At 71.1% G+C, this 19,970-nt stretch carries 18 protein-coding genes and 2 pseudogenes; 8 read left to right on the top strand and 12 right to left on the bottom strand.

Annotated features, from left to right (window positions below; genetic code table 11):
• Positions 1-231 precede the first annotated feature (231 nt).
• On the top strand, positions 232-720 hold the full coding sequence (locus H504_RS0100325; protein WP_026421130.1) for a pyridoxamine 5'-phosphate oxidase family protein: 489 nt from the start codon (positions 232-234) through the stop codon (positions 718-720).
• Positions 721-778: 58 nt separating this feature from the next.
• On the opposite strand, the gene H504_RS32560 is transcribed toward H504_RS0100325, so the two are convergent.
• Genes H504_RS32560 through H504_RS0100310 form a run of 3 tightly spaced genes read right to left on the bottom strand, consistent with a single transcriptional unit; the run spans position 779 to position 3,230 of the window.
• Entirely contained in the window at positions 779-1,924 is a 1,146-nt protein-coding gene (locus H504_RS32560; RefSeq protein WP_051385341.1) for an SPFH domain-containing protein, read from the bottom strand.
• A gap of 28 nt (positions 1,925-1,952) precedes the next feature.
• Positions 1,953-2,378: an NfeD family protein gene (locus H504_RS0100315; protein ID WP_026421129.1), complete on the bottom strand. Its 426-nt coding sequence runs from the start codon at positions 2,376-2,378 to the stop codon at positions 1,953-1,955.
• 45 nt (positions 2,379-2,423) lie between these two features.
• Positions 2,424-3,230 (bottom strand): DUF3097 domain-containing protein, encoded by an 807-nt coding sequence (locus H504_RS0100310; RefSeq protein ID WP_026421128.1) that lies wholly within the window; start codon positions 3,228-3,230, stop codon positions 2,424-2,426.
• Positions 3,231-3,652: 422 nt separating this feature from the next.
• Between H504_RS0100310 and H504_RS0100305 the strand changes: the two genes are divergently transcribed.
• The gene (locus tag H504_RS0100305; protein ID WP_026421127.1) at positions 3,653-4,282 is read left to right on the top strand and encodes an RICIN domain-containing protein; all 630 of its coding nucleotides are present in this window, start codon (positions 3,653-3,655) and stop codon (positions 4,280-4,282) included.
• Between the two features lie 442 nt (positions 4,283-4,724).
• On the opposite strand, the gene H504_RS0100295 is transcribed toward H504_RS0100305, so the two are convergent.
• Positions 4,725-5,519 carry an SCO1664 family protein gene (locus tag H504_RS0100295; protein ID WP_026421125.1) on the bottom strand — a complete coding sequence of 265 codons (795 nt, stop codon included), beginning with the start codon at positions 5,517-5,519 and terminating at the stop codon, positions 4,725-4,727.
• 14 nt (positions 5,520-5,533) lie between these two features.
• Positions 5,534-6,100, bottom strand: coding sequence for a DUF3090 domain-containing protein (locus H504_RS0100290; RefSeq protein WP_026421124.1), 567 nt, complete (start codon positions 6,098-6,100; stop codon positions 5,534-5,536).
• 112 nt (positions 6,101-6,212) lie between these two features.
• Between H504_RS0100290 and H504_RS0100285 the strand changes: the two genes are divergently transcribed.
• Positions 6,213-8,150, top strand: a complete 1,938-nt coding sequence (locus tag H504_RS0100285; protein WP_026421123.1) for a dipeptidyl-peptidase 5 — start codon at positions 6,213-6,215, stop codon at positions 8,148-8,150.
• Positions 8,147-9,070 carry a S66 peptidase family protein gene (locus H504_RS39265; RefSeq protein ID WP_084467255.1) on the top strand — a complete coding sequence of 308 codons (924 nt, stop codon included), beginning with the start codon at positions 8,147-8,149 and terminating at the stop codon, positions 9,068-9,070. The genes H504_RS0100285 and H504_RS39265 overlap by 4 nt, the downstream gene beginning before the upstream one ends.
• Before the next feature lie 150 nt (positions 9,071-9,220).
• On the opposite strand, the pseudogene H504_RS42740 reads toward H504_RS39265, so the two are convergent.
• Positions 9,221-10,153 (bottom strand): annotated as a pseudogene (locus H504_RS42740) (MFS transporter); the annotation flags it as partial.
• A 266-nt stretch (positions 10,154-10,419) separates the two neighbouring features.
• Here H504_RS42740 and H504_RS0100270 point away from each other — a divergent pair.
• A complete protein-coding gene (locus H504_RS0100270; protein WP_035302923.1) occupies positions 10,420-10,746 on the top strand; it encodes a DUF3024 domain-containing protein in 327 nt (108 codons plus the stop codon).
• A gap of 76 nt (positions 10,747-10,822) precedes the next feature.
• Here the strand turns inward: H504_RS0100270 and mptB are convergent, their stop codons facing one another.
• Entirely contained in the window at positions 10,823-12,418 is a 1,596-nt protein-coding gene (mptB, locus tag H504_RS0100265) for a polyprenol phosphomannose-dependent alpha 1,6 mannosyltransferase MptB (protein WP_425394022.1), read from the bottom strand.
• Positions 12,419-12,627: 209 nt separating this feature from the next.
• Between mptB and H504_RS0100260 the strand changes: the two genes are divergently transcribed.
• The gene (locus H504_RS0100260; RefSeq protein WP_026421119.1) at positions 12,628-13,929 is read left to right on the top strand and encodes a M20/M25/M40 family metallo-hydrolase; all 1,302 of its coding nucleotides are present in this window, start codon (positions 12,628-12,630) and stop codon (positions 13,927-13,929) included.
• Between the two features lie 20 nt (positions 13,930-13,949).
• The gene (locus H504_RS0100255; protein WP_245614015.1) at positions 13,950-14,462 is read left to right on the top strand and encodes an NUDIX domain-containing protein; all 513 of its coding nucleotides are present in this window, start codon (positions 13,950-13,952) and stop codon (positions 14,460-14,462) included.
• A gap of 35 nt (positions 14,463-14,497) precedes the next feature.
• On the opposite strand, the gene H504_RS0100250 is transcribed toward H504_RS0100255, so the two are convergent.
• From H504_RS0100250 to H504_RS0100235, 5 genes and pseudogenes are all read right to left on the bottom strand, one after another.
• Positions 14,498-14,812 (bottom strand): hypothetical protein, encoded by a 315-nt coding sequence (locus H504_RS0100250; RefSeq protein WP_026421117.1) that lies wholly within the window; start codon positions 14,810-14,812, stop codon positions 14,498-14,500.
• Positions 14,752-15,183, bottom strand: a pseudogene (locus H504_RS43930) (GNAT family N-acetyltransferase); the annotation flags it as partial. The gene H504_RS0100250 and the pseudogene H504_RS43930, both read right to left, overlap by 61 nt.
• Positions 15,184-15,207: 24 nt before the next feature.
• Complete coding sequence (locus H504_RS40710; RefSeq protein ID WP_157440122.1) at positions 15,208-15,351, bottom strand: hypothetical protein; 144 nt, start codon at positions 15,349-15,351, stop codon at positions 15,208-15,210.
• 44 nt (positions 15,352-15,395) lie between these two features.
• Positions 15,396-15,998 carry a S8/S53 family peptidase gene (locus H504_RS0100240; RefSeq protein WP_026421116.1) on the bottom strand — a complete coding sequence of 201 codons (603 nt, stop codon included), beginning with the start codon at positions 15,996-15,998 and terminating at the stop codon, positions 15,396-15,398.
• A gap of 214 nt (positions 15,999-16,212) precedes the next feature.
• Positions 16,213-16,722, bottom strand: coding sequence for a hypothetical protein (locus H504_RS0100235; RefSeq protein WP_026421115.1), 510 nt, complete (start codon positions 16,720-16,722; stop codon positions 16,213-16,215).
• 143 nt (positions 16,723-16,865) lie between these two features.
• Between H504_RS0100235 and H504_RS0100230 the strand changes: the two genes are divergently transcribed.
• On the top strand, positions 16,866-19,967 hold the full coding sequence (locus tag H504_RS0100230; protein WP_084467252.1) for a GH92 family glycosyl hydrolase: 3,102 nt from the start codon (positions 16,866-16,868) through the stop codon (positions 19,965-19,967).
• Positions 19,968-19,970 lie beyond the last annotated feature (3 nt).

Below are 19,970 nucleotides of genomic sequence, written 5' to 3'. Positions count from 1 at the left end.
GACCGGCACCACTGGTAGTAGTCGGTGCAGGGAGGCCAGGCTGGGTCGCATGACCCCGTAGGCGTGCCGCAATCCGGGCGGCCCAACGCGACGCGGGACCGGACCTTGTGCACCCACTCCCAGTTCAGCCAGCGACGACGTTGACCCGCTGAATCCGGTGCGCGCCGGATGTCGAGAACCCCCGGGCGGCTCCGTCCTCGGGTCAGCACACCGACAGCGAAGGAGCCGATCATGCAGCAGCGCGAGGTCCACGAGGTGCTCAACCGCCCCATCAGCCGGGAACTGCTCGCCCGTGACATCACCCGGCTCGCCTACGTCGCCAAGGACGGGACGCCGCGGAATGTGCCGATCGCGTTTACCTGGAATGGCAGCGAGATCGTCATGTGCACCACCAAGAACGCCCCGAAGCTGCCGTCCCTGCGCCGCAACCCGGCCGTGGCGCTCACCATCGACACCGAGGTCCACCCGCCGCGGATCCTGCTCATCCGCGGGCGCGTGGAACTCGACGTGGTCGACGGCATCCCCGAGGAGTACCTGCGGATGAACGGCACCTACCAGATGAGCCCGGAACAACGGGTCGAGTGGGAGGCCGAGGTCCGCTCCCTCTACGACGGCATGGTCCGCGTCGTGGTCACCCCCACCTGGGCCAAGCTGATCGACTTCGAGACCACCCTGCCCACCGCCATCGAGGAACTCGTCCGCAGGCGCGCCACCCGGTGACAACGGCGGCAACGACAAACGACCCGGCCCCACCGGACCGGGTCGTCGTGGCGCGGGGTCAGACCTCGTCGGCGGGACGCGGGAGGACCGGCGGTACGGCCAGGGACGTGTCGACCTCCTTGCGGGCCACCGCCTCCGCGGCGCGGACCGCGCGTTCGACCTCCGGGTCGGTGGAGGTGTCGAACCACTCGGCGACCTCCTCCTCGTCGGACTGCGGCGCCGAGGTCACCGACTCCTGCGGCGGCTCGTAGCGGAACACGCCGTCGTCGGACTTGAGGCCGAACTGGCGGGCGAAACCCTCCAGGGCCTTGCCGAAGTCGGTGGGGATCATCCACACCTTGTTCGCGTCGCCGCGCGCCATCTCCGGCAGGGTCTGCAGGTACTGGTACGCCAGCACCTCCGGGGTCGGGCGACCCGCCTTGATCGCGGCGAACACCTTCTCGATCGCCTTCGCCTGGCCCTGCGCCTGCAGGTACCGGGCGGCCCGCTCACCCTGGGCGCGCAGGATCCGCGACTGCCGCTCCGCCTCCGCGGCCATGATGGTGGCCTGCTTGGCGCCCTCCGCGGCGAGGATCTGCGACTGCTTGCTGCCCTCCGCGGTCTTGATCGCCGCCTCCCGCTGGCCCTCCGCGGTCAGGATGATCGCGCGCTTCTCCCGGTCGGCGCGCATCTGCTTCTCCATCGAGTCCTGGATGGACGGCGGCGGGTCGATCGCCTTGAGCTCCACCCGCGCCACCCGGATCCCCCACCGCCCGGTCTCCTCGTCCAACACCCCGCGCAGTTGACCGTTGATGTGGTCGCGGGAGGTCAACGTCTCCTCCAGGCTCATCCCACCCACCACGTTGCGCAGCGTCGTCGTGGTCAACTGCTCCACCGCGATGATGTAGTTCGCGATCTCGTAGACCGCCGCGCGCGAGTCGGTCACCTGGAAGTAGACGACGGTGTCTATCGACACGGTCAGGTTGTCCTGGGTGATCACCGGCTGCGGCGGGAACGACACCACCTGCTCGCGCAGATCGATCCGCGCCCGGATCCGGTCGAAGAACGGCACCAGGAAGTTCAACCCCGGCTCCGCCACCGTCCGGAACCGCCCCAGCCGCTCGATCACCGCCGACTGCGCCTGCGGGATCACCTTGATCGATTTGACCATGACGATCAGGACGAACAGCACCACCACGATGGTGACGATCACCGACACGCTCACAACACCCTCCAACCCACGACAAACCCACTCACCGGTCCGCCCACACCACCGCGGTCGCCCCGGAGATCTCCATGACCGTCACCGCGGTCCCCGGCTCCAACACCTGCGTCGCGTCCAACGCCCGCGCCGACCACTCCTGCCCGCGCAACCGCACCCGGCCGCCGTGCCCGTCGACCCGCGTCGTCACGACCGCCTGGACCCCCACCAGCGCCGCCACGTTGTCGGCCACCGCCGGGCCCAGCATCCGCCGCTTCAACGCCGGACGCGCCACCGCGGTCAACGCCACCGACACGACCGCGAACACCGCCACGCTCAACAGGGTCTGCCCGAACACCGCCTCGGCGCCCGCCGCGGCCAACCCGGCCGCGCCCAGCATCACCAGCACGAAGTCACCGGAAAGCACCTCGGCCGCGATCAGCAACACCCCACCGACCAGCCAGAGCAGCGCCGCCATCTGGTCATCCTCGCAGACCGGCGCGCCCCGGGAGGCCACACCGACTCACTCCGGGTCGATCGTCACGAAATCGATCAACCGCTCCACCGCACCCACCAACGGCGACTCCAGGTCCCGGAACCCCGACACCGCCGCCCGCACCCGCCGCCATCCCTCGACCGGGTCACCCCAGCCGAGCGCGGCACACACACCGTCCTTCCACGCTACGCCGCGCGGCACCCGCGGCCAGCCGCCAATCCCCAGCACCGACGGCTTCACCGCCTCCCAGATGTCCACATACGGGTGCCCGGTCACCAACACGTGCGCGCTGTCGACCGACTCGACGATCCGCGACTCCTTGCTCCCGGACACCAAGTGGTCCACCAACACCCCCAACCGCCGGTGCGGCGCGGGCCCGAACTCCGCGACCCGCTCCGCGAGGTTGTCCACCCCCTCCAACGGCTCCACCACCACACCCTCGACGCGCAGATCGTGCCCCCACACGATCTCGACCAGCTCCGCGTCGTGCACACCCTCCACCCAGATCCGACTCGCCCGCGCCGTCCGCGCCCGAACCCCCTCCACCCGCGTCGACCCCGACGCCGACCGCGTCACCTTCGGCGCGCCCTGCTGCTGTGGACGGACCAACGTGACCGCGCGGCCGTCCACCAGAAACCCCGCCGGGGCCAACGGGAACAACCGACGCCGACCGTGCCGGTCCTCCACTACGACATTCCCGTACTCGAACCGCACCACAGCACCACAAAACCCACTCGCCGGGTCCTCGACCACCAGGCCGGTCTCAGCGACCACCTCGGGAATCTGCCTGCGCGGCTTGCCGGAGAGGATGTCGCCGTAGTCATGAGAGCGCACACCCGCCACGCTAGCGACCCACCCCGCCCCACCGCCGACGGCGCGCCGATCACCCGCTCCAACGGGCAGGCCCCCCTTGTCTCGGCTGGGTTGGGTCTGGTTGAAGGCGTTTCCGGCGAGCCCGTGCTTGAGTGCTATCGGTAATCTTGATAGTGCATAGCTGATAGGCGATTTACCAGGGGAGTGGGCGTTTCCCGTTGGTGGAGCGGAATCTCGCGACGACCGAGGGACGCACGGCCGCCCTGCGCGCCGGTACCCGCGGCGAGGACCGGCCGACCTGCTCGTTGGGTTTACGCGTAACCCGCGCTCGTATTCACAGTGACCTCACCGCCATCACGCAGGAGCCTGCTCGCTGGGCCCCGGAGATGGCCGGCTAGCGCTGCTGGGGGCACGGGGGAACAGCACAGAGTGGAGGAGTGGGAATGCTCGTCACCACCGGACGCAGGCGTGGCCTCGCCCGCCTTGGCGCGGTCTTGGTCGGCGCTGTGGCACTGGCCTTGGCCCTGACCGCGACTCCGGCGAATGCCGCGAGTGCGCCGAAGGCACCGGGGACGGCCTCGCTTGCAGGTGTCATCCCCAACCAGATCTACCGGTTCATCAACACACCCACCCTGCTCGCGCACTCCGAATGCCTGGGCTACGCCCCGACACGGCGGGGCGCCGCGTGGATCGGGGACTGCTTCGGCCAGACCCCGGGTACCACGGGCGACGCCACCGTCTTCTGGACTCCCGTGCAGGTCAACGCCAACTACTACGAACTCGTCAATTCGATCAACGGCCAGTGCCTGAGCATCCAGGACGGTTCCGTGGCCGAAGGGGCCAATGTCCAGGTGTTCCCCTGCCACGGCTCCGACGACCAACTCTTCGCCGTGGTGCCGTACAACATCCACACGGGTACTCCGGACTTCACGGAGTACGAGATCCAGAACTACCACAGCGGCAAGTGCGTCTCGGTCGGCGGCGGCCTGCGCACCGCGGGCTCCTGGGTCATCCAGTGGACCTGCCATGGCGGCTTGGAGCAGTTGTGGACCCTCCGCGCGGGAACAGTCTGAGGGCTTTCGGGAAGTGTGGTCACCCGGCCATGGGCTGGGTGACCACACGGTCCTTCCTTCTGCGCGCTCACCGCAGCAGCGTCGGGCGTGGCCGCCGCGTCACCCCCGCCCGCGGCGACCTCGACCACGCGGTCCCCGCGAGCGCCTGCGCCTTGTCAACGTCGTCGACGAAGTGAAACAGGGCCGCCGAGCCCTCAGGTGCGGGCCGGTGCGCCACCCCACCGGGGGCGTTGAAAACGTCGGTGTCGCGGGGGACGCACTCCTCCCCCAATGCTCACCGTCTGAGCGAGTCGAGCCGTCCTCTTCGTGGCTGTTTTGTTCGTACGTCCGCTCTTCCCGCCGCCTCCGCCTTCGGCTAACCATCAAATATCTCGATAGTGAATAGCTGATAGTGAATTTGACAGACAAGCTGATATTTGCCAGGACTCAGGGGATGGTCAGGCTAGAAGGCGGGCCACGGGATTGGGCGGCCGTCCTCGTCCGGACGGGGGAACACCGGGGCCGCCAGCAGGCCCTTGACCCGGGTGGACAGCGCCGAGATCTCGCGGCGGGTGATGTGGGGGGTCAACTCCCCCGGCAGGGAGCCGCGCAGGGCGGTGTTCAGCGCGTGCAGGGCGTCGACGGCCTCATCTGGTAACGCCTCCCCCGCCCAGCCCCACAGCACGGTTCGGAGTTTGTGCTCTTGGTGCAGGCAGATGCCGTGGTCGACGCCATAAACGCCGCCGTCGGTGCCGTGCAGGACGTGGCCGCCTTTGCGGTCGGCGTTGTTGAGGACCACGTCGATCGCGGACAGCAGGGCGACGGGGGTCGCGTTGGAGTGGGCCAGAACCGCGGGGTCGCCGTAGCGGTCGTGGGCGTGGAGGACGGCGCGCCAGCCGCGGGGCAGTTCGTCGGGGGCGACGACGTCGACCAGGTCGTCGCCTTCCTTGGTGTCGACCCACAGTTGGACCATGCCGGGGCCAAACGGGCCGTCCCGCAGCACGGTCGGCGGGATGAGGGTCAGGCCCGCGGCCCGGGACACCAGGTACGCGGCGACCTCGCGGCCCGCGAGGGTCCCGTCCGGGAAGTCCCACAGCGGGCGTTCACCGCGCACCGGCTTGTACACGCACTGGGCCGCCACCCCGTCGGCCTCGATGGCGCAGAACAGGGTGGCGTTGGACGCGTCGACGAGCCTGCCCTCGATCTCCAGCGAACCGCGCAGCAGGAACTCGCCGACGCCCGGGTCGGTGGGCAGCACTGGGGCCTCGTCCTTCAGTCGTCGTCGCCGCGGCGGTAGCCGTTCTGCCGGGGGCAGACGTGACCGGCCGGGTCGAGCGGCTCCCCGCACAGCGGGCACGGCCTGCGCCCCGCGTTGACCACCCGGTCGGCGCGCTCGGCGAAGGCGCGGGCCTCGGTGGGGGTGAGGAACACCCGGACGGCGTCGGGGCCGTCCTCGGTGTCGTCGAGCACCACCGACTCGTCCACCTCGCCCTCGGTGGCGGCGAGCAGCTCGATGACCACCGCGCGGGTCTCGGCGTCCCACCCCAGCCCCATGGTGCCGACGCGGAACTCCTCCTCGACCGGCACCTGCAGCGGCTCGGCGTCGACCTCCGTGTCGGGCACCCCGTCCGGGACCTCGGCGCCGAACCGGCGGTGCACCTCCTCCAGGAGCGAGCCGATGCGCTCGGCGAGCACCGCGACCTGCTGTTTCTCGATGGTCACGCTGACGGTGCGGGCGCTCTCGACGGCCTGCAGGTAGAACGTGCGGTCGCCGGGCTGCCCGACTGTGCCCGCTATGAAGCGGTCGGGCTGACGGAAGACGTGGATGACACGGGCCATGGCACCTCCGACCTTATGGGACATCGCGGCGTCGAGCAGGCCGTACACGCCGTCGCCCCCGCACCGGTCCACCGTATCGGGCCGGGTGGAGCGGGTCGGTAGGGTCCTGCCTGTGGTGAAGATCGCTCCATACGGTACGTGGGTGTCGCCCCTGGCCGCGGCCGATGTGGCCCGCGGCGGCGGGCGGCCGGGTTGGCTGCGTCGGATCGGGTCGCGGACCTGGTGGCTGCGCGGGTTGCCGCACGAGAACGGGCGGGTCGCGCTGTTCCGGCACGACGGCCCCGACAGCACAAACGGCCCAGACGGCTCGGCAGCGCGGCAGGTGTTGGCGGCGCCGTGGAACGTGCGCAACCGGGTGCACGAGTACGGCGGCGCGCCGTACCTGGTGCTGGGCGCGCGGGTGGTGTTCACCAACTGGGACGACCAGCGGGTTTACGTCACCGACCACGACGGCGTCGATCCCGTGCCCATCTCCCCCGAGCCGCCGACGCCGCAGGGCTGGCGCTACAGCGACCTGGTGGCGGGCCCGGACGGCACCGAGGTGTGGTGCGTGCGGGAGGACGCCGTGGACCACCGTGAGCTGGTGGCGTTGCCGCTCGACGGTGGCGAGCCGCGGGTGTTGGGGCGCAGTCACCACTTCATGTCGTCGCCGCGCCCCAGCCCGGATGGCAGGCACGCGGCGTGGATCGGGTGGGAGCACCCGAACATGCCGTGGGACGGCACGCAGTTGTGCGTGGCCGCGATCTCGGCGGACGGGACGTTGGGTCCGCACCGGGTTGTCGCGGGTGGGCCGCGGGAGGCGGTGTGCCAGGTCGAGTGGGAGTCCTCGGACGCGCTGCTGGTGCTGACCGACCCGCAGGGCTGGTGGAACCTGCACCGGATCGGCCTGGACGGCACCGTCGTCAACCTCGCGCCCGGCGAGCACGAACTGGGCGGGCCGCTGTGGCAGTTGGGGTACCGGTGGTTCGTGCCGCTGGGCCAGGGTCGGTTCGCGGTGCAGCGCACGGAGCGGCTGGCGATCGTGGACGAGCGGTCCGGCACGGTCACCGACGTCGACACGGACCTGTCGGTGTGGGTGCACCTGGACGCCGGGGCCGATGGGGTCGTGGTCGCGTCGGCGGCGGGCCCCAAGGACAACTGGGCGCCGGTGAGCCTGGACCTGTCGACCGGGGAGCTGACCCGGTTGGCCGAGGTGGAGCGGCCGCCCGCCGCCGAGTACCTGCCGGAGCCCGAGGCGCGGGTGTTCGACAGCCCCGACGGGTACCGGGTGCCCGCGTTGTTCTACCCGCCGACCAACCCCGATTTCGCCGGTCCGGCCGGTGAGCTGCCGCCGCTGCTGGTCTACCCGCACTCGGGGCCGACGGCGAACTGCACGGCCGAGCTGGACCTGGACATCGCGTACTTCACCAGCCGCGGTTTCGCCGTGGTGACGGTGGACTACGCGGGGTCGACCGGGCACGGGCGGGCGTTCCGGGAGCTGTTGAACGGGCAGTGGGGTGTGGCCGACGTGCGCGACTGCGCGACGGTGGCGACCGCGTTGGTCAAGGAGGGTCTGGCGGACGCGGCGCGGGTCGCGATCCGGGGTGGCAGCGCGGGTGGTTGGACCGCGGCGGCGGCGATGACCAGCGTGGACACGTTCCGGTGCGCCACGATCAGCTTCCCGATCCTGGACCTGACGCCGTGGGCGGACGGCGGGGTGGAGAGCCACGACTTCGAGTCCCGCTACATGGAGGGCCTGGTCGGGCCGTTGCCGGAGAGCCGCGACCGGTACCTGGAGCTGTCCCCGATCAACCACGTCGACCGGATCGCCGGGCCGGTGTTGTTGTTGCAGGGCCTGGAGGACCGGGTGTGCCCGCCCGCGCAGGCGGGTCGGTTCGTGGCGGCGTTGGACGGGACCGGGGTGCCGCACGCGTACCTGACCTTCGCCGGTGAGCAGCACGGGTTCCGCAAGGCGGAGACGATCATCGCCGCGCACGAGGCGGAGCTGTCGTTCTACGGGCAGGTGTTCGGGTTCGCGACCGACGTGCCGCCGGTGGAGCTGACCCGGTGAGCCGGGTGCGGCCGCCGCGGCTGCGGCCCGGGTCGACGGTGGCGGTCGTCGCCCCGTCCGGCCCGGTGGACGCGGCGCTGCTGGCCGCCGGGGTGGCGGAGCTGGAGTCGTGGGGGCTGCGGGTGCGGGTCGGTGCGCACGTGCTGGACCGGCACCCGACGCTGCCGTACCTGGCGGGTACCGACGCCGACCGGGCGGCGGACTTCCAGCGCGCCTGGTGCGACCCGGCCGTGTCCGCGGTGATCTGCGCGCGCGGCGGTTACGGGGCGCAGCGGGTGCTGGACCTGCTGGACTGGCACGAGTTGGCGGCGGCGGCGCCGAAGGTGTTCGTCGGGTCCAGCGACGCGACCTGCCTGCACGACGCGATCGGTGCCCGGCTCGGGGTGGTCACGCTGTTCGGGCCGATGATCGCCGGGACCCTGTTCGACGCCGAGGCGCGTGCGCACCTGCGGGCGACGTTGTTCGAACCGGAGGGCGTGTCGCGGCTGACGGGGCCGAGGACGGCGACGGCCGGGCACGGTGTGGCGCGCGGGGTCACCGTCGGCGGGAACCTGTCGTTGGTGGTGGGTGAGCTGGGTGTGGCGGGCACCGACGCCAACCGGGCGCCGGACGGCGCGATCGTGCTGTTGGAGGACGTGACGGAGGCGCCGTACCGGGTTGACCGGATGCTGACGCAGTTGTTGCGGGCGGGCTGGTTCACCGGGGTGTCCGGGATCGCGCTCGGGTCGTGGGAGCGGTGCGGTGACCTGGCGGCGGTGTCGGCGGTGGTGGAGGACCTACTCGGCGGGCTCGGCCTGCCCATGGTGTGGGAGCTGGGGTTCGGGCACTGCCCTGGCCAGCTCACCGTCCCGCTCGGGGTCGACGCCGTGCTGGACGCCGACGACGGCACGCTGACCGTGGTGGGCGCGGCGTTGGCCTGACCCGGCCGCGGCGAGGGCGAGCAGGCCGAGGGCGGACATGGTGATGGTCATCAGGTAGGCGTCCCGGTAGCCGATCTTGGCGGCGATGCCGACCAGTGGTCCGGCGATCATGGTCCCGGCGACGGTGGTGTTGCCGAACAGGGCGGTGACCGCGCCGGGTCGGCCGGGGTCGAGGGACTGGAAGTAGGAGATCCCGACCCCCATGACCGCGGCGATGACCACGGCGTTGAGCACCTGCGCGGCCGCGACCTGCCCGATGGTGGTGGTCATCGCCATGACGCCGTGGTAGGCGATGGCGACGGTCATCCCGACCAGGACGAGGGTGTGCTGGCTGAACCGGACCGCCATCGCGCCGAACGCCACCATCAGCGGGATCTCCAGGGCCGCGCACAGGCCCAGCACCAGGCCCGCGTCGGCGGCGGAGCCGCCCATGTCGCCCGCGATGAACAGCGGCAGGTTCATGATCCCCAGCGACCCGGCGCCCTGGATCAGCACGAACGCGGCGACGGCGAGGACGACCCGCCTGCGTGGCGGGGTGTGGCCGGTGGCGGGTTTGTGCTGCTCGACGCGCGGCTCGGGCAGGCGCGAGACGACGAGGGTGACCAGCACGTAACAGCCCGCGACCACCCCGAACAGCCCGGTGAACCCGCTGACGGCGACCAGCAGGGCGGCCAGCGGCGGGCCCGCGACCCACGACATCGACACCAGCATCCGCAGCATGCTGATCACCAGCGGCGCCCGCGCGGTCTTGGACCGTTCCAGCTCCAGCCCGGCGTAGGCGAACACCTGCGACATCAACGACGTGCTGGCGGCCACCAACGTGACCGCGACGGCCAGCAGCACCCAGTACTCGCGCACCACCACGTACAACCCGTAGCCGACCGCGCCCGCGGCGGCCGCGCCCATCATCAGCTTGGTCCGGATCGCCCGCGCGTCCGACAACCGGCCCAGCAGGCTCGTGACCAGCACGCTGGCGATCGGTCCTGCCAACAGGAACGCCCCTAGCGCGAACGGGCCCGCGTGCACCTCGGCGGTCAGGAACAACGAGAGGAACGGCACCCCCAGCGCCGAGGCCACCCCCACTGTGGCGGTCGTCGTCCCCAGGGGGAGCAACGACCGCGCACGCGCCAGCGGGCCAGCGACACCAGACACACGATCATCCTCACCGCCCGCCCACCCTCGCCGCGACCCTATTGCACCGCGTTCTGCACCACATTCACCGCCTTGATCACCACGATTTCACGCCCACTGGGATAGCGCCGTTCGCAATCCGGACAGACCCACCGGCGCCGGTGGGCTAGTCGGGGTGTCGTCTCCGTGGGTGTGGGCGGTGTGTGAGGATCGACGGCGTGCCCGCCCCCGAGATCCACCTGCGTCAGATCGCCCGCTGGTGTGAGCGACGCATTCCCGAGCACGCACGCCACCAGGTCCGCGTCGAGCACACCGTGCGCGGGTCGAACGTCACGATCCTGGAAGCCAGGGCGCCCTGGCGCGAAGATCTCGGATCCGAGTGGACCCACCGGCCGATCGCGCAGTTGCGGCACGACGGTGCCCACTGGCGGCTGTACCGACCCGACCGCAACTCCCGCTGGCACCCGCTCGACGACGTCGTGGCCCAGAGCGCGCCCGGACCGCTGCTCGAGGTCATCGACGAGCCTGGCCGCGCGTTCTGGTAACCCGCCCGGCCCCCGGACAGAAAACCGCTGGCGCCAAGCCCGGGGGGACTTGGCGCCAGCGGTGGGTCTTCGAGGGTCAGACCTTCGTCGGGACCTTGACCTGGACCAACTCGTGGCGGTCGTCGAACAGGCGCAGCGGGTCTTGGCGGAGGAGGGAAACACCCGCCAGGACCGACACGGCGAGCGCGCAGGCGATGAAGGGCCAGTTGTAGAGCAGGTCCTCCCCCGCCGGCGAATACGTCAGCACCAGGAACACCGCGGCGCCCACCACGACCGCGAGCCGCGTGCGCTGCCACGGCAGGGCGGCGGCGATGACGAAGCCCCAGGTCAGGTACCACGGGAGGGTCGCGGGCGAGAGGACGGCGACGGCGAAGAGGACGAACGCGGCGCGGCGGACGGCGTCGGCGCCGCCGTGGCGGGCGCGCCACCACTGGCGGGCGGCGATGACGAAGAACAGGATCCCGCCGAGGACGCGGGTGGTGTTGACGAACCAGGCCTTGTTCGAGTCGAAGAACAGGTCGGCGACCGTGTGCGCGAACTCGCCGACGGCGGTCGGCAGCGACAGCCAGTTGACGATCATCGTCGGGGCCTGCAGCGCCTTGACCCAGCCCAGGTTGACCCCGGCGAGCAGGGTGGCTGCGGTGAAGGTGACGACGGTGGTCGCGACCGCGGCGGCGACCGCGCGGGTGAAGTTCTTCCAGAAGGTCGACTTCAGGTGCCCGGCCCACACCCACACCAGGAACGGCAGCGCCAGCGCGGCGGTGGCCTTGACGGCGGCGGCGAGGGTGACCAGCGCGATGCCGAGGACGTGCTTGCGTTCGAGCACGCACAGCACGCCCGCGGCGAGGAAGCCGACCATCAGCAGGTCGTTGTGCGGTCCGCCGACCAGGTGGACCACGGTCATCGGGCCCGCGACGGCCAGCCACAGCGTGGTGGGCAGGTGGCCGCCGAGGTGGCGGACCAGACCGGGCAGCGCCCACACGAGCAGCCCGAGGCCGATCATCAGGACCAGCCGCATGAGGATGACGCCGAGGATCATGTTCGTGCCGGTCACCCAGGCGACGCCCTTGGCCAGCAGGATGAACATCGGGCCGTACGGGGCGGGGGTGGTCTGCCAGAACGGGTGCACGTTCTGCACGACCTGTTGCAGGTTGAGCACGATCGGGCCGACCGCGTACGGGTCCTGCCCGTAGAGCGGGAGGGTGCCCTGCGCGAGGTAGGAGAACACGTCGCGGGTGAACACCGGCGGGGAGAACACCAGCGGGGCCATCCAGCAGGCGGCGGCGACCAGCACCGGTCGGGAGCCGACCCGCCCGGCGAGCACGTGCCTGCCCAGCCGCACCCACGCCCACACGACCAGGCCGAAACCGAGGTAGAGGGTGGCGGTGGCGAGCATCTGGCCGTGGCCGTAGCGGATCCAGGACAGCGCGCTGTTGCCGAGGACCGGGTCGCTGATGAGGGTGCCCGCCGCGCCGAACGCGCTGAGCAGGATCATCAGACTGCCCGCGGTGCCGAGCGCGATGGTGCGCACCGGCAGCGGGTTGGGCCGCGTGTCGACCTGGTCGTCACGACCGTCCGGGACGACATCGCCCACGTCGACGACCTTGATGTCGTCGATGCCGCCGACGGTTCCCGCGGTGTCCGCTTTGTCCGCGCCCAGGGGAGGTTCCACGTCCGGGGACGGTTCTGTACTGGTGGCCATCGTTGGTTGAGGTTACACAGGGCCGATCGATCCAACCGCGTACTGGTCGGTTCCGGCGCCCACGAGCCGCGTGCGACTGGTCACACCAGGTTGACGGCCGGGTTCGCGTTGCGGGCGGCGCGGGGGTGTGACCAGGGTTGAGCTGAACGGAGCACACGCAGGTGAGGGAGGGTGCGTCGATGGCGGAGCCGGTCGAGGAGCTGTGCGCGCGGATGATCCGGTTCGACACCACGAACCGGGGGCACGGGCAGGGCGAGGGTGAGCGGGAACTGGCGGAGTTCGTCGCCGACCTGCTCACCGACGCCGGTCTCAAGCCGGTCCTGCTCGAGCGCGCGGCTCGCCGGTCGAACGTGGTGGCGCGGATGTCGGGGTCACGCCCGGAGTTGCCGGGTCTGCTGGTGCAGATGCACTTGGACGTGGTGCCCGCCGATCCCGACGAGTGGTCGGTGGACCCGTTCGCCGGTGAGATCCGCGACGGCTACGTGTGGGGCCGCGGCGCGGTGGACATGAAGGACATGTGCGCGTCGGTGTTGACCGTGCTCGGCAGGTGGGCGGCGGCGGGCAGGGCGCCGGAGCGCGACATCGTGTTCGCGTTCGTCGCCGACGAGGAGGACACCGGGTACTACGGGGCGCACTGGTTGGTGCGCGAGCACGCGGAGCTGTTCGAGGGGTGCGTGGCCGCGATCGGCGAGTCGGGCGGGCACACGGTCCCGGTGCGGCGGTCGGACGGTGCGCTGGTGCGGATCTACCCGGTGGGGACCGCCGAACGCGGCACGGCGCACCTGTTGTTGACCGCGACCGGTCGCGCGGGCCACGGTTCCCGCCGCAACGACGACAACGCGGTGGTGAAGCTGGTCGACGCGCTGCACCGGTTGGCGGGCCACGAGTGGCCGGTGGTGCTGAGCCCGGCGGTGGAGGCGTTCATCGAGCGGGTCGGCGCCGCGCTGGGCGTGCCGGTTGATCTGTCCGATGTGGACGGCACAATCGCCCGGTTCGGCCCGGCGGCGAAGCTGGTGGAGAACACGGTGCGCAACAGCACCCGCCCCACGGTGTTGTCGGCGGGCTACAAGGTGAACGTGATACCGGGAGTGGCGCGGGCGCAGGTCGACACGCGGGTGCTGCCGGGCACTGAGGCGGCGTTGTTGTCGGAGATCGACAAGCTACTCGGCCCAGGCGTGCGGCGGGAGTTCCTCGCCAACCAACCCCCGGTCCAGGCCCGCGTCGACTCCCCCTGGTTCGACTCCATGGCCGCGGCGGTGCGCTCGCAGGACCCGGCCGCAGTCGTCGTCCCGTACTGCATGGGCGGCGGCACCGACGCGAAAGCCTTCAGCCGCCTGGGAATCGAGTGCTTCGGTTTCGCCCCCCTCCTACTACCCGAGGACTTCGACTACCGCGCCATGGCCCACGGCGTGGACGAACGAGTCCCCGTCACCGGCCTACGCTTCGGCGTGGAGGTCTTGGACCGCTTCCTGTCGTCCTAGCTGGGGTTAGGGTGCCGGAGGTGACCGTGTCGAAGTCTGGTGGGCCGACCGCCGCCTTGCCCGTGGACCAGTACGTGGCGGGTCTTGCCCGCAAGCGGATGGCCGCCGGGGTGTTGTTCCGCGACAGGGCAGACCGGGTACTGCTGGTCCAACCGTCGTACAAGCCGAACTTCGAAATCCCCGGCGGCGCGGTGGAGGCCGACGAGTCGCCCTGGGCGGCCGCGACCCGCGAACTGGCCGAGGAACTGGGCTGGCACCGCCCGCTGGGTCGGCTGCTGGTGGTGGACTACGTGCGTCCCCAGGACTCCCGCCCCGAAGGCGTCATCTTCATCTTCGACGGCGGCGTCCTGGACGAGACCGACCTGATCGGGACGGTCTTCCCCGACGGCGAGATCCTTTCCGCGGGCTTCCACACCCTCATCGAGGCACGGGCCAGGGTGAAGCCACTGTTGGCCGACCGCCTCACCGCAGCGTTGCAGGCAGTGGACCAGGGCGTCACCGTCTTGTGCGACCACGGCAGACGCACCACCTGAACCCAGCGACGCGCCTGCCCCCGCGGGTGACGCGGCTACGCGGTCGTCGAAGCGGGACGCGGCGCCGGGATCACACTGTCGTCCCCGGTGCCGGTGTGGCGTTTGCCCGCTGCCAGGAACAAGCTGTCGTGGATGCCGTCGGCGTAGAGCAGTCCGCTCAGATCGCGGCGGATCTTGGCGGTCTGGCAGTCGGCGCGGAACCCGGCCGCACCCAGCAACAACGCCAGTTCGGCGTCGCGATGTCCGGCGTCAGCCCGGTAGGAGGCCACGGCGACGCCAAGCAGCGCGGTCACGAGTTGCGCGTGCGCGGCCAACCGACCGTCCGGTGCCCGGAAGAACAACACGAACACGGCGGCAGATCGCCACGAGCCTGCTGCGACACCCGACCGCGAACACCCTGCCGGGCCTGCGCGCGTTCGCCACGCGCACCGGCACACCCACGTGACCCAACATCACGCCGCTGGGACCTGCCGATCAGGCCGTCCGTCCACGAGGAGCGTCGGTGGAGGGTGAAACCCGCGTTGCGGAGGTTGGCCGCGCTGACCGAGTCGGGGCGGGCTGTCGCGACGGCTGAGGTGGTTCCCGCTTCGGCGGCGATTTGGAGTCGGTGTCGCAGTAGCCGTGACTGGGCGCCTTGGCCCCGATGTTCGGGCAGGGTCGAGGCACCGCCGAGCACGGCGACGTCGCCGTGGATTGTCATGGCGGCCGCGGCGATCGACGTTTCCTGGTCTAGGACAAGGAAACGTCACATGGTCGGGAATTGGTGCTCGGCCCGGATGAACTCGGCGACAACGCCGTCGACCTGGTATCCGGCCACCCGGAAGCACCCGGGCACAGCGGCGTCCCCGGCCGCGTCGCAGGCCATCCGGTTCGGCGGTGAAGTGCCCATTCCGCGTTGCTCACGTCCGGCGGCACAACTCCGGCATGCTCGGGTTAGCTGGCGGAGAGGGCGAGGTGTTCGTGGGCGCGTTCGGCGTCCATGAGTGGGGGGCCGGCGCGGCGGGTGGTGGCGCCGATGAGGAGGGCGGCGCGGAGTTGTGCTGCGGTGGCTGTTGGGAACAGGGACCACAGCAGGGATGCCGTGTTGGCCACCACCGCCGCCGCCACCCCGTTGCCGGTGGTGTTGCCCCGTGGTCCCGGTACGTCCTCCCCCGGTGCCAACACTCCGCGGGCGTCCGGGTCGTGTTCGACGAACCAACTCGGTCGTCCGGATGACGTGCATGAGAGCACTGGCACTGTCCACGGGTGTTCGGCGACCACGCTGTCGCCGGTGGTTATCACCAGCACGTCTCGCGCCTCCACGTCGTCGAGGGCTGCGCGCAGTGGTTCTTCGTCGCCCTCCCCCACGGCCAGGCTTACCAAGGCGATCCGCGCCTCGACGCCGCGTAAGACCTCTGCCAGCTCTCCCGGTGGCCGCCCGTGTCCCAGTGCCTTCGTCGTCATCGGCGACAAGGGGGCGATGGCCAGGCCGCCTTGCCCGCCGACTCCGGTCAGGTATGGGGCGTCCGCTGGTGTCGACACCAGTTCGATCGGCACTGAGCCGCGTCCCCGCCGTACCACCGGTGTCAGGCGCACGAGGTCGAGCAGTGGCGATCGCTCTTGGCCGTTCAATGCGGAGATCACGCTCGAACCACCCCTGCCAGTGCACGATCGAGTGACATCCGTGGCGGAGACTGTAGTCCGCCCGTGCAGATTCACGTGCACGCCGAGGGAGCACCACTCGGACGGACCAGTCCCGCGACGAGGTCACTCAGGTGATGCGGACCGTGTCCTGGGAGAAGTCGCGCAGGGCGGTGAGGATTTCGTCGCGGGGGCGGGCGTAGAGACGGGTGTCGAGGGGGAGGCCGGGGCCGGAGGCGACGGGCCAGGCGTCGCGGCGGTGCAGGCCCTCGACGCCGGGGGTGGCGGGGGTGACGCTGGGGCGGACGCGGAAGCGCAGGGTGGGGCCGTCGACGACGACGGCGCGCAGCGCGTCCCAGGGCAGGTGGGCGGCGCCCTGGGCGGTGGGGAGGCGGACGCCGGTGAGGTCGATCATCAGCGGATCGGCGCGGCGTTTGCGGCGGGCGATGTAAGCGCCGACCTTGACGCCCGACACGACCACCCCCGCGGCCGCGACGACGAGGCCGAGCCAGCCGACGACCAGCAGGGCGAGGCCGGTCACGACGAGGACGGCGCCGGTGATCACCCAGGGGCGCAGCGGGCGGCGCCAGGCGTCGTGGTCGACCTCGGCGATGAACAGTTCCCCGATCCCCGGTGGCATCCGGCTCCTCCCCCCTGGTTGTTCGGCGTGAGGCGACCCTACTGCGCCGCCCCGGGCGGCTCACGGGGGAATGACCGCCGTCACCCTCGTCCATCCGGGCAGAAGATCACCGAGAGGTCGTCAGCCGGGCGTAGCGTGATCGCATGTCCGAGTTCCGCACGTCGTTCGAGGCGGCCGACCCGGTCCCCACCTGGATCGACGCGCCCGAATCGGGCACCACGGCCACGGACGTCACGTTGCGCACGCGGGTCGGTACCGGTCCGGCGAACGCCCCCGCGGCGAAGGCGGGCGTGGGGTTCACCGGGTTGCGGGCGTTGCGGTACGAGGGCGAGGCGGCGGCGCCCGGGGTCGCGGTGAACCGGTTGTTCTGGTCGGACCAGGTAGTCGACGCCGACGCGGAACTGTCCTACGTGGTCTTCCCCGAGTTCACCGACCTGCGTTACGCCAGCACGTTCGTCGCGGTGGACCTGGTGTTCACCGACGGCACGCGCCTGAGCGCACTCGACGCGAGGGACCACCTCGGCTACCCGATCGCCGCGCGCGAGCAGGGCCGGGCGTTGTTCCCCGACCAGTGGAACTTCCGGTCGATCAGCCTGCGCCCCGCGGCGGGCAGGACGATCGCGCGGATCTTGCTGGCCGTGGACATCCCCGAGGCGCCCACCGCGTTCGCGGGCTGGCTGGACGACCTGGTGATCGGTCCCGCGCGGCGGCACCCCACCGAGCCGGTCGAGCGGATCGTCACCACGCGCGGCACCCACTCCAGCGGCGGCCTCTCCCGGGGCAACACGATCCCGGCGACGGCCGTGCCGAACGGGTTCAACTTCTGGATCCCGGTCACCAACGCGGCGGTGACGAACTGGTCCTACGAGTACCACCGCGGCAACACGGCCGGGAACCGCCCGGCACTGCAGGCGATCGGACTCAGCCACATGCCGAGCCCGTGGATGGGCGACCGGCACACCTTCCACTTCATGCCGACCACCGGCACCAGCGTCGCCCGCAAGACCCGGGCGCTGACGTTCGACCACGCGCGTGAGCACGCCCGCCCGTTCCACTACGAGGTCGAGTTCGACAACGGGGTGCGCGCGGAGGTCGCGCCCGGTGACCACTCGGCGGTGCTGCGGTTCGGCTACCCGCCCGGACCGGCGAACCTGGTCCTGGACAACGTCGGCATCAAGGGCCGGGTCGAGGTCGACGGGACCACGATCACCGGCTACACCGATGTCCGAAGTGGACTGTCGGTCGGCGCGGGCCGGATGTACCTGCACGCCACGGTGGACCAGCCGGTGCTGCGGGCCGAGCACCGGTGGCGGTGGCTCTCGCGCGACCGCACGGTGCTGGTCCGGTTCGCCCCCGGTACCCGGCAGGTGACGCTGCGGGTGGCGACGTCGCTGATCAGCCCGGAGCAGGCGGCGGCCAACCTCGACGACCGCGACTTCGACCAGGTGCGCGCCGAGGCGCGGCGCCGGTGGTCGGCGATCACCGACCGGGTCGAGGTCGACGGCGGCACCGACGACCAGCTCACCACGCTGTACTCGTGCCTGTACCGGCTGTTCCTCTACCCGAACTCCGGTTTCGAGGACACCGAGACCGGTCCGCGCTACTCCAGCCCGGTGAGCCCACCCGCGATCAAGGACGGGCGGATCCACGTCAACAACGGCTTCTGGGACACCTACCGCACGTGTTGGCCCGCCTACGCGTTGCTCGACCCCACCCGCGCGGGGCGGTTGGTCGACGGTTTCCTGCAGCAGTACCGCGACGGCGGTTGGGTGTCGCGGTGGTCCTCCCCCGGCTACGCCAACCTCATGACCGGCACCAGCTCCGACGTCGCGTTCGCCGACGCGCACGCCAAGGGCGTCCCGGGGTTCGACGTGCGCGACGCCTACGACGCCGCGCTGCGCAACGCGACCGTGGTGCCGCCGGACGAGAGCGTCGGCCGCAAGGGCCTGGACCGGTCGATGTTCCTGCACTACACGCCGATGTCGACCAACGAGGGCTTGTCGTGGGCGTTGGAGGGCTGTATCAACGACTTCGGCATCGCGACCATGGCCGCCGCGCTCGGCGACGCCGACAATCACGCCTACTTCCTCGACCGCGCGCGCCACTACGCCAACCACTTCGACCCCTCGATCGGGTTCTTCCAGGGCCGCGACGGGGCGTGGCGGTGGACGCCGCAGGAGTACGACCCGCGCGTGTGGGGCTACGACTACACAGAGACCAACGGGTGGACCGCCGCGTTCGCCGTCCCGCACGACCCCGCCGGGCTCGCGGCGCTGCACGGGGGCGCGGACGCGTTGGCCGACAAGCTCGACGAGTACTTCGCCACCCCGGAGACGGCCACCTTCCCAGGCTCCTACGGGCGTGCCATCCACGAGATGACCGAGGCGCGGGACGTGCGGATGGGCCAGTACGGGCACAGCAACCAGCCCGCCCACCACATCGCGTACCTGTACACGCACCTGGGGCGACCGTGGCGCACGCAGGAGTTGGTGCGTGACGTGCTCGCCCGGCTCTACCAGGGCAGCGAGATCGGGCAGGGCTACTGCGGCGATGAAGACAACGGGGAGATGTCGGCGTGGTACGTGCTCAGCGCGTTGGGCCTCTACCCGCTGCGGGTCGGCACCCCCGTCTACGCCATCGGGTCGCCGTTGTTCCGCCGCGCCGTGGTGCACCTCGACGGGGGTGACCTGGAGGTCGTGGCGCACAACAACAGCCACGACAACGTCTATGTGCAGCGGTTGCTGGTCAACGGTGAGCCGCACGAGCACGCCTGGATCGATCACGCCACCGTCGCCGCGGGCGCGCGCCTGGAGTTCACGATGGGGCCGACGCCGTCGCGGTGGGCGGCCGACCGGTTGCCGGAGCCGCTGGGCGAGCGGCCGCCCCTGGTCGACCTCACCGCCGGGCTGCCGGGTCCGTTGTTCGACGACACGGCCCGCACCGAGACCACAGTGGACGGTGTGGTCGACCTGCCGGTCGCCGGTCGGGTGCGGCTGTACACGCTGACCTCGGCGAGCGCAGGCCCGGACCCGGTGTCGTGGACGCTGCAGGGATCATCGGACGGGCGGGTTTGGCGGGACCTGGACCGCCGGGTCGACCAGGTTTTCCGGTGGCGGCTGCAGACGCGCCCGTTTCACGTCACAACGTCCGAACACCATCGGCACTACCGTCTCGTGTTCAACGCGCCCGCCCGGCTCGCCCAGGTCCAACTGCTGGCCGAGGACGGGGGCCGCGACACGGACTGACGG

Origin of the sequence: Actinokineospora inagensis DSM 44258, assembly GCF_000482865.1 — a bacterium.
GTDB lineage: Bacteria > Actinomycetota > Actinomycetes > Mycobacteriales > Pseudonocardiaceae > Actinokineospora > Actinokineospora inagensis.
Note: the sequence above shows the minus strand (reverse complement) of the source record. Positions and strands in the feature narration are given on the sequence as shown.

Coding starts and splice junctions, on each gene's coding strand:
- H504_RS0100325 (WP_026421130.1), top strand. CDS start 232: ATGCAGCAGCGCGAGGTCCACGAGGTGCTCAACCGCCCCATCAGCCGG.
- H504_RS0100315 (WP_026421129.1), bottom strand. CDS start 2,378: ATGGCGGCGCTGCTCTGGCTGGTCGGTGGGGTGTTGCTGATCGCGGCC.
- H504_RS0100305 (WP_026421127.1), top strand. CDS start 3,653: ATGCTCGTCACCACCGGACGCAGGCGTGGCCTCGCCCGCCTTGGCGCG.
- H504_RS0100290 (WP_026421124.1), bottom strand. CDS start 6,100: ATGGCCCGTGTCATCCACGTCTTCCGTCAGCCCGACCGCTTCATAGCG.
- H504_RS0100260 (WP_026421119.1), top strand. CDS start 12,628: ATGGCGGAGCCGGTCGAGGAGCTGTGCGCGCGGATGATCCGGTTCGAC.
- H504_RS40710 (WP_157440122.1), bottom strand. CDS start 15,351: ATGGGCACTTCACCGCCGAACCGGATGGCCTGCGACGCGGCCGGGGAC.
- H504_RS0100235 (WP_026421115.1), bottom strand. CDS start 16,722: ATGCCACCGGGGATCGGGGAACTGTTCATCGCCGAGGTCGACCACGAC.
- H504_RS0100230 (WP_084467252.1), top strand. CDS start 16,866: ATGTCCGAGTTCCGCACGTCGTTCGAGGCGGCCGACCCGGTCCCCACC.